At 70.7% G+C, this 14,886-nt stretch carries 14 protein-coding genes; 9 read left to right on the plus strand and 5 right to left on the minus strand.

All coding sequences use genetic code 11. The features are described 5' to 3' along the window. Positions 1-84 precede the first annotated feature (84 nt). The 4 genes from MYMAC_RS16805 to MYMAC_RS16820 are packed head-to-tail and all read left to right on the plus strand — an operon-like array spanning position 85 to position 3,473. A complete protein-coding gene (locus tag MYMAC_RS16805) occupies positions 85-1,122 on the plus strand; it encodes a hypothetical protein (protein ID WP_170114741.1) in 1,038 nt (345 codons plus the stop codon). Positions 1,123-1,147: 25 nt separating this feature from the next. Next, entirely contained in the window at positions 1,148-1,705 is a 558-nt protein-coding gene (gene rsmD, locus MYMAC_RS16810) for a 16S rRNA (guanine(966)-N(2))-methyltransferase RsmD (protein ID WP_013939945.1), read from the plus strand. A 45-nt stretch (positions 1,706-1,750) separates the two neighbouring features. Beyond that, positions 1,751-2,233 (plus strand): pantetheine-phosphate adenylyltransferase, encoded by a 483-nt coding sequence (coaD, locus tag MYMAC_RS16815; RefSeq protein ID WP_095958805.1) that lies wholly within the window; start codon positions 1,751-1,753, stop codon positions 2,231-2,233. 49 nt (positions 2,234-2,282) lie between these two features. Then, the gene (locus MYMAC_RS16820; protein WP_013939947.1) at positions 2,283-3,473 is read left to right on the plus strand and encodes a pyridoxal phosphate-dependent aminotransferase; all 1,191 of its coding nucleotides are present in this window, start codon (positions 2,283-2,285) and stop codon (positions 3,471-3,473) included. Positions 3,474-3,476: 3 nt separating this feature from the next. Here MYMAC_RS16820 and MYMAC_RS37875 read toward each other — a convergent pair whose 3' ends face one another. Then, entirely contained in the window at positions 3,477-4,592 is a 1,116-nt protein-coding gene (locus MYMAC_RS37875; RefSeq protein ID WP_239989569.1) for a hypothetical protein, read from the minus strand. Between the two features lie 123 nt (positions 4,593-4,715). On the opposite strand from MYMAC_RS37875, the gene carB reads away from it, so the two are divergent. After that, positions 4,716-7,967, plus strand: coding sequence for a carbamoyl-phosphate synthase large subunit (gene carB / locus MYMAC_RS16830; RefSeq protein ID WP_013939949.1), 3,252 nt, complete (start codon positions 4,716-4,718; stop codon positions 7,965-7,967). Positions 7,968-8,034: 67 nt separating this feature from the next. Here the strand turns inward: carB and MYMAC_RS16835 are convergent, their stop codons facing one another. Continuing rightward, positions 8,035-9,120, minus strand: a complete 1,086-nt coding sequence (locus MYMAC_RS16835; protein ID WP_095958806.1) for an NADH:flavin oxidoreductase — start codon at positions 9,118-9,120, stop codon at positions 8,035-8,037. Positions 9,121-9,340: 220 nt separating this feature from the next. Here MYMAC_RS16835 and MYMAC_RS16840 point away from each other — a divergent pair, with 220 nt between their 5' ends. After that, positions 9,341-10,492, plus strand: a complete 1,152-nt coding sequence (locus tag MYMAC_RS16840) for a fatty acid desaturase family protein (RefSeq protein ID WP_095958807.1) — start codon at positions 9,341-9,343, stop codon at positions 10,490-10,492. A gap of 15 nt (positions 10,493-10,507) precedes the next feature. On the opposite strand, the gene MYMAC_RS16845 is transcribed toward MYMAC_RS16840, so the two are convergent. After that, positions 10,508-10,990: an SRPBCC family protein gene (locus tag MYMAC_RS16845; protein ID WP_095958808.1), complete on the minus strand. Its 483-nt coding sequence runs from the start codon at positions 10,988-10,990 to the stop codon at positions 10,508-10,510. Between the two features lie 27 nt (positions 10,991-11,017). Further along, positions 11,018-11,512: a hypothetical protein gene (locus MYMAC_RS16850; protein WP_095958809.1), complete on the minus strand. Its 495-nt coding sequence runs from the start codon at positions 11,510-11,512 to the stop codon at positions 11,018-11,020. A 133-nt stretch (positions 11,513-11,645) separates the two neighbouring features. Between MYMAC_RS16850 and MYMAC_RS16855 the strand changes: the two genes are divergently transcribed. Continuing rightward, positions 11,646-12,425: a ferritin-like domain-containing protein gene (locus tag MYMAC_RS16855; protein ID WP_239989570.1), complete on the plus strand. Its 780-nt coding sequence runs from the start codon at positions 11,646-11,648 to the stop codon at positions 12,423-12,425. 22 nt (positions 12,426-12,447) lie between these two features. Next, positions 12,448-13,047, plus strand: a complete 600-nt coding sequence (def, locus tag MYMAC_RS16860; protein ID WP_095958811.1) for a peptide deformylase — start codon at positions 12,448-12,450, stop codon at positions 13,045-13,047. A gap of 5 nt (positions 13,048-13,052) precedes the next feature. Here def and MYMAC_RS16865 read toward each other — a convergent pair whose 3' ends face one another. Continuing rightward, positions 13,053-13,547: a PaaI family thioesterase gene (locus MYMAC_RS16865; protein ID WP_095958812.1), complete on the minus strand. Its 495-nt coding sequence runs from the start codon at positions 13,545-13,547 to the stop codon at positions 13,053-13,055. Positions 13,548-13,844: 297 nt separating this feature from the next. On the opposite strand from MYMAC_RS16865, the gene MYMAC_RS16870 reads away from it, so the two are divergent. Beyond that, a complete protein-coding gene (locus MYMAC_RS16870) occupies positions 13,845-14,693 on the plus strand; it encodes an MBL fold metallo-hydrolase (RefSeq protein ID WP_095958813.1) in 849 nt (282 codons plus the stop codon). Positions 14,694-14,886 lie beyond the last annotated feature (193 nt).

Here is a 14,886-nt window from a genome sequence, read left to right on the forward strand (position 1 = left end):
GGGCCCGGGCGCGTGCCCCATCGGACGCTCCCTGGCAGCTTCGCCTTGCCTCGGGCGGCGCGGGCGGATGATTCTCCGCGCTCCATGAACGTGCTGGACAAGGTGCTGACGTTACGGCCGGGGAACACGGTGGCGCGGGTGGGCGCGGGCTCGCGCGTGCCGCTGCTGAACCCCCGGGAGCTGCTGCGAGCCCTGTCGGAGGCGCCGGCGGCGCTGCCGTGTCTGCCGGTGCAGGCGAAGGGCGCCTTGCCGGGGCTGCTGCGCGCGGCCCGGTCCGAGGACGCCGTGCTGGGGCTGGCCTGCCCGCATCCGCTGTCGGACCGGGGGGCGCCCGAGCGCTTCGTCGCCGCCGCGCACCACGCGGCCTCCGAGGCCGAGCACGCGCGGCCCCTGTTCCTGCAGGCCGGGCCCATCCTCGTGGCCCGCGCGGACGCGGACACGCTGGACGCCCTGAAGGACGGCGTCTACCGCGTGGTGGACGCGGGCTTCTCCCTGGTGTCCCTGGACCTGTCCCGGCTGGACTCCTACGCGGCCGTGGAGGCGGTGAACGCGCTGGTGGCCCCGGTGACGGAGCGCGAGCTGGCGCTGGAGCTGACGGGCCCGGCCGCCACCAGCGGCGGGCTGACGGACGCGTACCGGACGCTGCTGGAGGGCCTCCGGCAGTGGAAGGTGCCGGTGGACTTCATCCGCGTGCCGGAGGCCGCGCTCGGCGAGGGCGAGCCGGACGTGCGGCTGCTGCGGACCCTGGTGGAGCTGGCGTCGGAGTATGACGCGGCGCTGTCGGTGGGCGAGGTCGGCGCGGCCCTGGCTGGCGGGCTGCCCACGTACGTCGCGGCGGGCGCGCGCAAGGTGGACTGCGTGGGCGCCTTCGAGCGGCTCGCGCTGGGCGCCTGGCCCCCGGAGGTCCGGGCCAGCGTGGAGGAGAAGGCCGCGGCCGCCGGACTGCCCGCGGGGCAGCTCCTGGGCGTGCTGGAGGAGCAGCTCCCGCCGCTGGACGACGCCGCGCGGGAGAAGCTGGAGGCCCTGTCCTTCATGGAGGCCACCGAGGTCCTCGGCGCGCTGGGCGCCACCCGCACGGGCCAGACGTCGCTGCGCTTCCTGGCGGAGAAGCGGGGCGACTGAGCCCGGAGCGGTGTAGAAGGGCCGCATGCGAATCGTCGCAGGCACCGCCAAGGGCCGCGCCCTGGCCGGCCCCAAGTCCTCGTCCCGGCACATCCGTCCCACGGCCGACCGCGTCCGGGAGACGCTCTTCAACGTGCTGGGCCAGTTCCTGGACGGCCAGCGGGTGCTGGACCTCTACGCCGGCACCGGCGCGCTGGGCCTGGAGGCCGTGTCGCGCGGGGCGGGGCAGGCGGTGCTGGTGGACCAGGACCGCGAGGCGCTCACGCTGTGCCGGGAGAACGCGCGGGCCGTGGGGCTCGCCGCGCAGGTGGAGGTGCTCTCCTCGCCGGTGGCCCGGGCGCTGGAGGCGCTGAAGCGGCGGGGGGAGCGCTTCGAGCTCATCTTCGCGGACCCGCCGTACGCCGCGCGCGTGGTGGAGACGGTGCTGGACGGCATCGTGGCGGCCGGCCTGCTGACCCCCGCCGGCATGGTGGTGGTGGAGCACGACAAGCGCGAGGCGGCGCCGGACACACATGCCGGGCTTACCCGGGAAGACCAGCGCCGCTTTGGCGACACGTTGGTGAGCTTCTATCGGGCGCCGTGAGCAGTCCTTGACCGGCTCCCGGGGGCATCCGAGACTTCCAGGCGCATGCCGGTCGCCATCTATCCAGGTTCTTTTGATCCGCTCACCAACGGGCACCTGAGCCTCATCCAGCGCAGCCTGAAGATGTTCGATCGGCTCATCGTGGCCATCGCGGTGAACCCGAAGAAGACGCCGCTCTTCTCCGAGGACGAGCGGCGCACGTTGATTCGGGACGCCATCCAGGACGAGCGGGTGGAGGTGGACGCCTTCCACGGCCTGCTGGTGGACTACGTGCGGCGCCGCAACGCGGGCGTCATCGTCCGGGGCCTGCGGGCGGTGTCGGACTTCGAATACGAGTTCCAGCTCGCCAACATGAACCGGAAGCTCGCGCCGGACGTGGAGACCGTCTTCATGATGACGGGGGAGGACTACTTCTACATCTCCTCCAACCTCGTCCGGGAGGTGGCCTCCTTCGGCGGGGACGTCACCGGGCTGGTGCCGCCCAACGTGCACGAAGGTTTGAAGGCGAAGTTCGCTGGCAGGAAGTAGGGGCGGCAGGCCCCTTGTCCCCCGTGGCGCTCCGCGTTAGGCAGGGGACATGAAACTTGCCAGCCGGCTCCAGGCCATCAAGCCGTCTCCGACGCTCGCTCTCAACTCGCGCGCCAAGGCGCTCGCCGCCAAGGGTGTGGACGTGGTGGTCCTGGCCGCGGGAGAGCCGGACTTCGACACGCCGGAGTACGTGAAGCAGGCCGCGGTGGACGCCCTGCGCGCGGGTTTCACCAAGTACACCGCCACCAACGGCATCCCCGAGCTGCGCGAGGCCATCTGCGCCAAGCTGGAGAAGGACAACGGCCTGCGCTACACGCCGGACCAGGTGCTCGTCACCTCCGGGGGCAAGCAGGCCCTCTACAACTTCTGTCAGGCGGCGCTGGAGGAAGGGGACGAGGTCCTCATCTTCGCGCCCTACTGGGTGAGCTACCCGGACATGGTGCGGCTGGCGGGCGCCACGCCCGTCATCGTCCCCACGCGCGAGGAGGACGGCTTCGCGCCGGACCCGGACGCCATCCGCCGCGCGCTCACGCCGCGCACGCGCGCCGTCATCATCAACAGCCCGGGCAACCCCACGGGCGCCGTCTACTCGCGCGCGGCGCTGGAGCGCATCGCCGAGGTGCTGCGTCCCCACGACTGCCTCATCGTCACCGACGACATCTACGAGAAGCTGCTCTACACCGAGGAGCGCCTGGGCATCAGCGACGTGGCGCCGGACCTGGTGCCGCGGCTGGTCGTCGTCAACGGCATGAGCAAGGCGTACTCCATGACGGGGTGGCGCCTGGGCTACATCGCCGGGCCCAAGCCGCTGGTGGCCGCCATGCAGATGGTGCAGGACCAGTCCACGTCCAACGCCTCGTCCATTGGCCAGAAGGCCGCGCTGGCGGCGCTCCAGGGGCCACCGGACACCCTGGCCGCCATGGTGAAGGAGTACCGCGAGCGCCGTGACTTCTTCGTCGCGGGGTTGAACGCGCTGGACGGCGTGCGCTGCCGGATGCCGGAGGGGGCCTTCTACGCGTTCGCGGACGTGCGGGGCCTGCTGGGCCGTTCCTACAAGGGCAAGCCGGTGACGTCCGCGATGCAGCTTTCGGAGATCCTCCTCGACGACTTCCGCGTCGCCGCCGTGCCCGGCGAGCCCTTCGGCGCGGAGGGCTACGTGCGCATGAGCTTCGTCACCTCGCGCGAGGTGCTGCAGAAGGGCCTGACCCGCCTGGGCGAGCTGGTCAAGGCCCTGAGCTGAGCGTCAGTCCGTGTACGCGAACGCGCGGAACTCCTCGCGGTACTGACGGTAGACGAGGACGGCGGGCCGGCCGGAGAGGTTGGCCACCGCCGTCCACACCTCCTTGGGGTTGCGCACATCCAACCCCAGCCGCGCGGGGGCCTTGCCGTACTTCTTCTCCATGGCCTCCAGCGGCATCACCTCGATGTCGTAGAGGGTGATGAGGTCCGTGCGCTTCAGCCGGAGCTGCTTCACCCACGCGGACACCAGCTCCTCCGGCGTCGGGTAGCGCTCGGCCTCCAGGGCGAACGGGTAGAGCAACTCGTTCGAGGCGGTGCGCACATCGCCCGTCAGCAGGCACTGGAAGAGGAAGCGGGCGTCCGCCTGGATGTCCCGCCGCGTCTGCTCCTCGGGCGACAGGGGCGGCACGTCCGGGACGGGCTCGCGCTTCAAGTCGAGGATTCCGGGGGGCAGGTTGGGCCGTTCCGTCGCTGTCGAGGCGCGAGCCGCTTCAGCGGCGGCGGCCGGGTTCGATTCCGCGGGTGCTTCGGCCTTCGGCGTGGCGGCCGCGGCCTTGGCGACGCCAGCCGCGGGGACGGCCTCGACCTTGGCGGCTCCGGTCTTGGCGACGCCAGCCGCCGGGACGGCCTCGACCTTGGCGGCTCCGGTTGCCGGCGTGGCCCCGGTCTTGGCGACGCCAGCCGCCGGGACGGCCTCGGCCTTGCCGGCTCCAGACGCCGCAGGAGCGGCCCCGGCATTGGCGCCGCCAGCCGCCGGAGCGGCCTCGGCCTTGCCGACTCCAGCCGCAGGAGTGGCTCCGGCCTTGGTACCTCCGGACGCCGGAGCGGCCTCGGCCTTGGCGGCGGCTGCGGCCTTCCCAGCAGTCGCCTCGGTAGCGGGCTCGGCCTTGGCGGCGGCCTTCCCAGCAGGCGCCTCGGTAGCGGGCTCGGCCTTCGGGGCAGCGGCCTTGGCCGGCGCCTCGGCGGCGGGCTTTCCGGCCTCTCCCGAATGTTCCGCGGGAGCAGGCGCCTTCACCGCTGGCGGTGGGGGCTGGGCGCCTTCGGGCGCGGGGGCGGCGGCATCCTGGGCGAGGGCAGGTGACGCGAGTGAAACAAGCAGTGCCAGGGACCAGTGTCGCAAGGGAACCTCCGTGGGCCGCGGAGCCTAGCAGAGGACAGCGAGCGGGGCCCGGCGTCCGTGCGAGCGGGCGGCCCCAACACAGTCCTCGCATGTGGGGGCGGACGTTGGTATGGGGGCGCCCCGATGCCCAAGCGTACCGATATCCGCAAGGTTCTGGTGATTGGCTCGGGTCCGATTGTCATCGGGCAGGCCGTCGAGTTTGACTACTCCGGTACACAGGCCATCAAGGCACTCCGGGATGAAGGCGTGGAGGTGGTGCTGCTCAACAGCAACCCCGCCACCGTGATGACGGACCCCGAGTTCGCGCATCGCACCTACATCGAGCCGATCACGGTGGAGGCGGCCGAGCGCATCCTCGCCTCGGAGCGGCCGGACTCGCTCCTGCCCACCATGGGCGGCCAGACGGCGCTCAACCTCGCCAAGGCGTTGGCGGAGCAGGGCATCCTGGACAAGTACGGCGTGCGCCTCATCGGCGCGTCCCTGGAGGCCATCAACAAGGCCGAGGACCGCCAGCTCTTCAAGGCGGCCATGCAGAAGATTGGCGTGGCGCTGCCCAAGAGCGGCTACGCCACGACGCTGGACCAGGCGATGCAACTGGTGGAGGAGATTGGCTTCCCCGCCATCATCCGCCCGTCCTTCACGCTGGGCGGCACGGGTGGCGGCATCGCGTACAACCGCGAGGAGTTCGAGACCATCTGCCGCTCCGGCCTGAAGGCCAGCCCCACCACCACCATCCTGGTGGAGGAGAGCGTGCTGGGCTGGAAGGAGTACGAGCTGGAGGTGGTCCGCGACACGGCGGACAACGTCATCATCGTCTGCTCCATCGAGAACCTGGACCCCATGGGCGTGCACACCGGTGACTCCATCACCGTGGCGCCCGCGCAGACGCTGACGGACCGCGAGTACCAGCGGATGCGGCAGGCCTCGCTGGCCATCATCCGGGAGATTGGCGTCGACACCGGCGGCTCCAACATCCAGTACGGCATCAACCCGAAGGACGGCCGCATGGTCGTCATCGAGATGAACCCCCGCGTGTCGCGCTCCAGCGCGCTGGCGTCCAAGGCGACGGGCTACCCCATCGCGAAGATCGCCGCGAAGCTGGCGCTGGGCTACACGCTGGACGAGCTGCGCAACGACATCACCCGCGACACGCCGGCCTCCTTCGAGCCGACGCTGGACTACGTGGTGGTGAAGGTGCCGCGCTTCAACTTCGAGAAGTTCCCGCACGCGGACCGGACGCTGACCACGAGCATGCGCTCGGTGGGCGAGGTGATGGCCATTGGCCGCACCTTCCCGGAGGCGTACATGAAGGCGCTGCGCTCCATGGAGCTGGGCCGCGTGGGCCTGGAGTCCCCGGAGCTGCCGGCGGAGAAGGAGGAGCGGGAGAAGGTGCTGCGCGAGGCGCTGCGCATCCCCCGCCCGGAGCGGCCCTGGTACGTGGCCCAGGCCTTCCGCGAGGGCCTGACGGTGGAGGACGTGCACGCGCTGTCCGCCATCGACCCGTGGTTCCTGCGCTACATCCAGATGCTGGTGAACGAGGCGCAGTCGCTCCAGGAGTACGGCCGCCTGGATCAGCTCCCGGACGAGGTGCTCCGGCAGGCCAAGGCGCACGGCTTCTCCGACAAGTACCTGGGCAAGCTGTTGGGCTACCCGGAGGAGGAGGTGCGGGCGCACCGGCACGCGCGCGACATCCGGCCCGTCTTCAAGCGGGTGGACACCTGCGCCGCGGAGTTCGAGGCGTACACGCCCTACCTGTACTCCACCTACGAGGAGGAGGACGAGGCGCCCCCCACGGACCGCCAGAAGGTCCTCATCCTGGGCAGCGGCCCCATCCGCATCGGCCAGGGCATCGAGTTCGACTACGCCTGCGTCCACGCCGCCTTCGCCCTGCGCGAGGCCGGCTACGAGACGGTGATGGTCAACTGCAACCCGGAGACGGTGTCCACCGACTACGACACGTCGGACCGCCTGTACTTCGAGCCGCTGACCATCGAGGACGTGCTGGAGGTGTCCCAGCGCGAGAAGCCGGTGGGCGCCATCGTCCAGTTCGGCGGCCAGACGCCGCTGCGCATCTCCGTGCCGCTGGAGAAGGCGGGCCTGCCGATTCTTGGCACGCCGCCGGACGCCATCGACCGCGCGGAGGACCGCGAGCGCTTCGCCACGCTCATCGAGAAGCTGGGCCTGAAGCAGCCGGAGAACGGCGTCGCGCGCAGCCACGCGGAGGCCTTCAAGGTGGCCGAGCGCATCGGCTACCCCGTCATGGTGCGGCCCTCCTACGTGCTGGGCGGCCGGGCCATGGAGACCGTCTACGACGTGTCCAGCCTGGAGCGCTACATGCGCGAGGCGGTGAGCGCGTCGCCCGAGCACCCGGTGCTCATCGACCGCTTCTTGAAGGACGCCATCGAGGTGGACCTGGACCTGGTGGCGGACCGCACCGGCGCGGTGATGATTGGCGGCGTGCTGGAGCACATCCAGGAGGCGGGCGTGCACTCCGGTGACGCCGCGGCCACGCTGCCGCCGCACTCGCTGTCCCCGGACCTGGTGGAGCGGATGAAGGACCAGGCCATCGCCCTGGCGCGCGAGCTGGGCGTGGTGGGCCTGATGAACGTGCAGTTCGCCATCCAGGGGAAGACCATCTACATCCTGGAGGTGAACCCGCGCGCCAGCCGCACGGTGCCCTTCATCTCCAAGGCCACCGGCGTGGCCATGGCGAAGATCGCCGCGCTCTGCATGGTGGGCAAGACGCTCAAGGAGCTGGGCGCCACGCAGGAGCCGGAGTTCAAGCACGTGGCGGTGAAGGAGAGCGTGTTCCCCTTCGCGCGCTTCGCGGGCGTGGACGTCATCCTGGGGCCGGAGATGAAGTCCACCGGCGAGGTGATGGGCCTGGCGAACGACTACGCGTCCGCCTTCGCCAAGAGCCAGCTCGCCGCGGGCGTGAAGCTGCCCAAGAGCGGCAAGGTGTTCATCTCCGTCAAGGACGACGACAAGCCGGCGGTGGTGGACCTGGCGCGGCGGCTGCGGAACATGGGCTACTCGCTCGTCGTCACCAGCGGCACCCACGCGTACCTGGCGACGAAGGGCATCGAGGCGCAGGTGGTGCAGAAGGTGAAGGAGGGCCGCCCGAACATCGTCGACAAGATTCTCGACGGTGAAATCGTGCTGGTCATCAACACCACCTTCGGCAAGCAGGAGATCGCCGACAGCTTCTCCATCCGCCGCGAGTCGCTGATGCACTCGGTGCCGTACTACACGACGGTGCAGGCGGCGCGCATGGCGGTGGGCGCGCTGGAGTCCCTCAAGCGCACGGAGCTGGAGGTGAAGCCGCTCCAGGAGTACCTGGGCATCAACGCGGCGCCCCCGGCCCCCCGGCGCTGAACGTCCGCCTCGGTGGAAGTGACGCGCGCGGCCCCGCTCCTGCCTGGGAGTGGGGCCATCGCGCGTTTCAAGCCGGGCTGTCCGCGACGAAGTCGCGCCAGTTGCGCATGTAGTTCACGAAGACATCGGACAGGCCCTCGGCGTGGAGGGTGGTGGGGGACAGCGGGGGGACCTGGAGGGGGATGCCTCGCTGGACGCGCCGGGGCCAGTCGTGGTTCGCGATGCCCGCGCGGCCCACGGCGACGGCGTCCGCGCCGCGCGCGAGCTGGGCCTCCGCGTCCTCGCGCGTGCGCACCTCGCCCGCGACGACGATGCGCATGTCTGGCCCCACGGCCTGGCGGAACAGCGGCGTCGCGTGCTGGTCCGGCCGCTTCCGGGTGTTGAGGGCGGCCTTCCAGAGTGACAGGTGGAGGATGTCCACGCCTTCACGCTGGAGCATCCGCGCGACGTCCAGCGACTCATCCAGGTCCAGCCCCTTGGCCTGCCCGGCGTCCTCCGGGGAGATGCGGACGGCGAGCACCAGGGAGGGCGCCGCGTGCTTCACCGCGCGGACCGTCTCCTGAAGGAGCCGCCAGCGGTTCTCCAGGGAGCCGCCCCAGCGGTCCTTCCGGCGGTTGAACACGGTGCTCAGGAACTGCGACAGCAGGTAGCCGTGCGCGCCATGGAGCTCCACGGCGTCGAAGCCCGCGTCGGCGCAGCGGCGCGCGGCGTCCGCGAAGGCGGTGATGACGCCTTCGATGTCGGCCTCGGTGGCCTCTCTGCAGCGGAGGCCATCGCTGTCGTAGGCGCTGGCGCTCCACACCTCCCGTTGGCTCACCTCCGCGTTGGCTCGCAGCCCGCCGTGGAAGAGCTGCGCGGAGAGCAGGGCGCCGCCCTGGTGGATGCGCTCGGCGAGCCGCTTCAGGCCGGGGAGCATCGCGTCGTCGTGCACACCCATCTCGCCCTGCCAGGCCTTGCCGTCCTGGGCGACGTGGGTGGCGCACGTCTCCACCAGGCCGAACCCGCCGTCGGCGCGCATCGCGAGGAAGCGCAGCTCCGCGTCGGAGAGCGAGCCGTCGGGATGGCTCTGGGTGTTCGTCAGGGGCGCCAGCCAGATGCGGTTGGGCGCGATGACCTTCTTCCTGAGTTCGAGGGGTGCGAACAGGTCTGTCATGTCGGCATCTTGCTTTCGAAGTGGGGCGGCCATCCGCGAACGGCGGGAGCGGGGGGCGCGGGGTATAACCTGGGCCTCGTGGTTCCGCATGGCCCGTCTGGAAACAGGGGCCGAGCGGAAAGGGTGGCTGGACGCCCGCGGACCCTGGCGGCTACCGTGCGCGCCGCGTCGTCCCCCTCATTCCCCCCGCGTCCAGCACCGTGACCGAGGAGAGCCCCTCATGCCGTCCCCGTCCGCCCCCGACTTCGACATTTCTTCCGTGGACGTGGAGGGCTTCCACCGCGAGCTCAAGGCGCTGCGCGAGCAGTTGGACGCCTCGCTGGGCGAAGCGGACGCGGCGCACCTCCGGAAGATCGAGCGTTGGGGCCGGGCGGCGACCGTGCTGGGCGCGGCGACCTGCTGGCTGGCGCCGAACCCGCTCAGCGCGGCGGCGCTCAGCGTCGGCCGGTCGACACGCTGGCTGCTGATGCACCACGTGGGACACCGGGGCTACGACCGGGTGCCGGGCTTGCCTGCCTCCCGGACGGGCAAGGGCTTCGCCAAGGGGACGCGGCGCTACCTCGACTGGCTCGACTGGATGCTGCCGGAAGCCTGGGTCTTCGAGCACAACGTGCTTCATCACTCGCACACGGGCGAGGACGCGGACCCCGACCTCCTGGAGCGCAACGCGGAGGGCACGCTGCGCAACCCGGAGCGCCCGCTGGCGCTGCGGTATGTCCAGCTCGCGTTGCTCGCGCTGACGTGGCGGGCCAGCTACTACGCGCCGGAGACGCTCAGCTCGCTGCGGCGCAAGGGCCGGCGCAAGGGTGGCGATTTGACGCGCGAGGAGCTGAAGGAGCTGCTGCTGAAGTGCTACCTGCCGTACTCGGCGGTGCAGTTCGGGCTCTTCCCGGCGCTCTACCTGGTGCTCGGGCCCTGGGCGTCGTTCAGCGCGTTCTGCAACTCGGTGATGGCGGACGTCTTCACCAGCCTGCACACGTTCCTGGTGGTGGGGCCGAACCACACGGGCGAGGACCTGTACCGGTTCGACTCGAAGCCGGAGAGCCGGGGCGAGCGCTACGTGCAGCAGGTGATTGGCAGCGCGAACTACCGGACGGGCGGCGACCTGAACGACTTCGCGCACCTGTGGCTGAACTACCAGATTGAGCACCACATCTGGCCGGACCTGCCGATGCTGAAGTACCGCGAGGTGCAGCCGCAGGTGAAGGCGCTCTGCGAGAAGTACGGCATCCCGTACGTGCAGGAGAGCGTCTGGACGCGCGCGAAGAAGATGGTGGACGTCGTCGTGGGCAAGGCGTCCATGAAGAAGCTCGCGCAGAAGCGGCAGGCCACGGAGCACGTCCCGGCCGCGGCGCCGGCTCCCGCGGCCTGAGTCCGGACGGCAACGCTACTCGGTGTACTCCGCGAGGTTCGCCAGGGTCGAGGTGAGTCCCTGGATGTGGTCCTCCTGGCGGATGCCTTCGGGCACGTTCGCGCAGGTGACGGTGACCTGGGTGCCCCCGGCGACGGGCGCCAGCGTCCAGGTCATGGTCATCGTGCCGGCGAAGGCCGGGTCGGCGGATTCGAACTCGAAGCGCTGCACGACGCGTTCATCGGGGACGAGCTCCACGAAGCGCCCCTCGACGACGTCCTCGTTCCCCGAGGTCTTCCCCGCCGCGCTGTGCTCCGGGCGCTCGTAGGCGAGCGTCATCCGGTACGTCCCGCCCGGGCGCGGCTCGAACGCGTGGATGTGCCCCTTCATGCCCGCGGGCGGAAGCCACGTCGCCACGGCCTTGGGCTCCACGAACGCGCGGTAGAGCGTCGTGGGCGACGCCGCGATGACTCGCGACGCGGTGTCGGTTCGCTTCCCGTGTCCCTGGCGGTTCGTCATGTCGTCAACCTGTTCATCGGAGTGGGCCTACGCACGCCGTTGGCGTGAGGAGGCCGTGGTGCGCTCCAGGCGCTTCCTCGAGGAGGCCTCGGCGGCGTCCTGGCGCACGGCCTCCACGTCCACCACGCGCGCGCCATCCGGTGGCACGGGCGGGCCCAGCGTCACGACGAGCACGCGGTAGGACTCCTCCAGCCGCTTGTGCAGCTTGGAGAAGATGAGCTGGGCGGTGCCGGGCATGTCCTCGGTGTACGTGAAGTACCAGCGCAGCTCGTCCAGGCGGCTGTAGAAGTGGTCCACCACCGCTTGTTCCTGTTCGGGCAGGTGGATGAGCTGGTCGAACGCGCCGCTCGCATAGCGCGAGGCGATGGTGCCCAGGAGCGGCTCGCGGCTGCGCAGGCGGGAGAAGAGGCCGAACATCTCATCCTTGCGCGCATCGAGCCTGCGCATGATGCCCGCGGCGTCCATCGCGAGCAGGTTTCGGACGCGGGAGGCCATTTCCTCGGCCTTCTTGCGACGAGCCATGGCCGGTCAGCCTAGCATCACCACGGCTTCGCCCCGAGCGTGCGCTTTTCAACGCGATGACTCACTGCGACACGTGCTTCCTTTCGCTGGGACTGGCGCGCGCCTCGGATACGCTCATGGCTTCGAGGCCACCATGAATGACGCTCCCGACGATGGCTGTGCAGCCGGGCAGGGCTTGCTTCGGAGACCGGGCCGGTTGATGCCAGACGCGCTCCGGCGGCTCGTCGCGGAGACCTGGACCTTGCGCAGGCAGGAGGAGCTGGACGCCGGGCTGCGCTTCGCCCGGCTGGCGGAGGCGCTCGCGCACCTGTCCACCCCCGCGCCCCTGGTGGAACTCGCGCGCCGAGCGTCGGAGGACGAGCGTCGCCACGCGGGCATGTGCGAGCTGATGGCGCGCGGCTATGGCCAGGACGTGATGCCTCCCGTGCCCGTGGTGGCGCGGGAGACCGCGCCCCAGGCCCTGCGTTTCGAGAAGCGGGTGCTGTACGAGGTCGTCGCCGCCTGCTGCATCTCGGAGACGGAGAGCACGGCCGGGCTGACGTGCGTGCTGGCCGTGGACGGGCCGCCCCGGGTGCGCGCGGTGCTTCGCGACATCCTGCGGGACGAGGTCGCGCACAGCCGGCTGGGGTGGGCCTACCTCACGCATGCCTCCGAGTCAGGCTCCGTGGCCTTCCTGGCGCCGCACCTGCCCGCGATGTTGGACGACAGCGTGTCGCCCCGGCTCTTCGCGCGAGGCGCGCCGGAGGCCGACAGCGCCGCGCTCCTGGCGCACGGCGTGTTGCCGCACGCGCGGAAGGCCGAGGTCTTCATGCAGGCCTTGTTCGACGTCGTCTTCCCGGGCCTGGAGCGCTGCGGAGTGGACACCGCGCACGGACGGGAGTGGGTGGAGCGCCGTCGTCAGTCCGGAACGTAGGCCGCCCTGCTACGGTGGCGGCATGGTGCTCAAGATTGTCCAGGCGGGGGACCCGGTGCTGCGCCGGAAGGCGCGGGATTTGACGCCGGAGGAGATTGCCAGTCCGGAGATCGCGCGGCTCATCGAGCAGATGCGCGACACGATGCGGGACGCGCCCGGCGTCGGGCTCGCGGCGCCACAAGTGGGCATCGGGCTGCGGCTGGTGGTGGTGGAGGACCGGGCCGAGTATCAGGCGGGCCTGTCGGAAAAAGAGCTGGCGGCGCGTGAGCGCAAGCCGGTTCCCTTCCATGTGCTCATCAACCCCACGCTGGTGGTGGAGGACGCGGCCCCCGCGGAGTTCCACGAAGGCTGCCTGAGCGTCACGGGCTTCGCGGCGCTGGTGGCGCGCGCCAGCGCCGTGCGGGTGGAGGCGCTCGACGCGCACGGCAAGCCGGTGAGCCTCCGCGCTCGGGGCTGGTACGCGCGCATCCTCCAGCACGAGCTGGACCACCTGGACGGCACCCTCTACGTGGACCGGATGGAGACGCGGAGCTTCACCACCGCGGAGAACCATCGCCGGCACCAGGCGGGGCGCAGCACCGCGGAGCTGCGCGCCGAGCTGGGGCTGCCCGAGCGGAAGTAGGCCCGTCAGCTTTCTCGGCTGTGCGCCGCCGCCTTCAACTGGGCGGTGTCGACGCGGACGAAGATGGAGTCGCCCACCGCGGTCAGCGTGTCGCCAGCGTAGACCTCGCAGATGACGCGGCTCTTGCGGCCGACGTCGCCTTCGACGTGCGCGCGCAGGGTGAGCGGAACACCCATGGGCGTGGGCTTGATGAACTTCACGCCCAGGCTCCCGGTGACGCACTCGATGGCCGGCGAGCTGCCAGGAGCGCGGCCCTCGGCGCGGTAGTGGTAGGCCATGGCCGTCCAATTGGAGTGACAGTCGACCAGCATGGCGATCAAGCCGCCGTAGACGAGCTCGGGCCAGCCGCAGTACCGGGCGTCGGGCGTGTGCTGGGCCATGACGTGGACGCCGTCCTCGTGCCAGTAGCTCTGGATGTGCAGGCCGTGCGGGTTCTTGCCGCCGCAGCCGTAGCAGATGCCCTCCGGTGCGACGGTGTCCTGGAGTGAGCGGGTTTCCATGAAGGGCTCCTGACGGGAGAGTAGGGACGACGCCGCGCGCATCCTGGCGCAGCGGACGCCTTTCGTCGCGTCCCTCGGCGAGGGTGTTGCTCGAGGCGCGGCGCGTTTGCGCGCGCAGGCGTCTGGAGTCCGCCTGTTGGGAATGCACGGCGCTCCCGCGACCCCGGAGTTGGGCTCACATCAGGCCTGTGAGCGGATTCACAGGACACGCGGCCGGCGGCGACCACCCTACAGGGCTGACCTGCGCTCGATGACGGCCGGTTGCGGGGCCGTCCCTTCCGGACGATAAAGGCGCGGATGCTCACCGAGGTCCAGGCAGGTCCCTACACCGTTCGTGGCGTCTCCGTGGGAGGCGTGTACACGTCGCTCCAGGTCCCGGAGTTGGACGTGGTGCTCGACGTGGGCCTGCCCATCCGCTCCTTCTGTGGCTCGGACCGCATCTTCCTGAGCCACGCGCACCCGGACCACGCCAGCGGGCTGGGCTCGCTGCTCGGCATCCGCCGGCTCATCGGCAAGGGGGCGCCACAAGTCTTTCTGCCCGCGGAGATCGAGTCGAACATCCAGGAGTCGCTCGCCGTGATGTCGCGGCTGCACCACACCGCGATGGAGGTCCACACCGTGCCGATGCTGCCAGGGGATGTGCGGCCCCTGGGGCACGGCCTGTTCGTCCGCGCCTTCCGGACGCATCACCCGGTGCCGTCGCTCGGCTACCAGTTCTTCCGGCGCATCTCCAAGCTCCGCCCCGAGTTCCAGTCGCTCCCACCGCAGGACATCGCGAAGCGCCGGCAGGCAGGGGAGGCCCTCTTCGACGAGATCGAACGGCTCGAGCTGGCCTACGCCACCGACACCGTGTCACGCGTCCTGGAGACCGAGCCGAGCCTCTTCGAGTCGCGCGTCCTGATCCTGGAGTGCACCTTCATCGACGCCCGCCACACCGTGGAGGATGCCCAGGCACGGGCCCACCTCCACCTGGATGAGCTCATCGCGCGCGCGGACCAGTTCCGGAACGAGGCGTTGGTCCTCATGCACTTCAGCCAGGCCTTCTCGCCCGAAGCCGTGCACGCCACGCTGCGTGCGCGCCTGCCGCCCGCGTTGTCCGAGCGCGTGCGCGTCTTCGCGCCGGACACGGGCCGCTGGTTCGGCTGAGGCCCGCGACATGACGCCGTGCTCCGCGCACTCCACGTAAGTGTGCGCGCACGTGTGCGGCCGCTGTGCATCGCAATCCACCCGCCAAGTCAACCCCGGGGGTGGGTTCAATCGACCGTCCGGAATCAGGTAGAGAATTACGCCGAGGGTGTTCGTGCGCTTCCGGCCCAGGGGTGGCGCGTCGCGGGCATCC

The sequence above is a fragment of the Corallococcus macrosporus DSM 14697 genome (assembly GCF_002305895.1).
Classification (GTDB): domain Bacteria; phylum Myxococcota; class Myxococcia; order Myxococcales; family Myxococcaceae; genus Myxococcus; species Myxococcus macrosporus.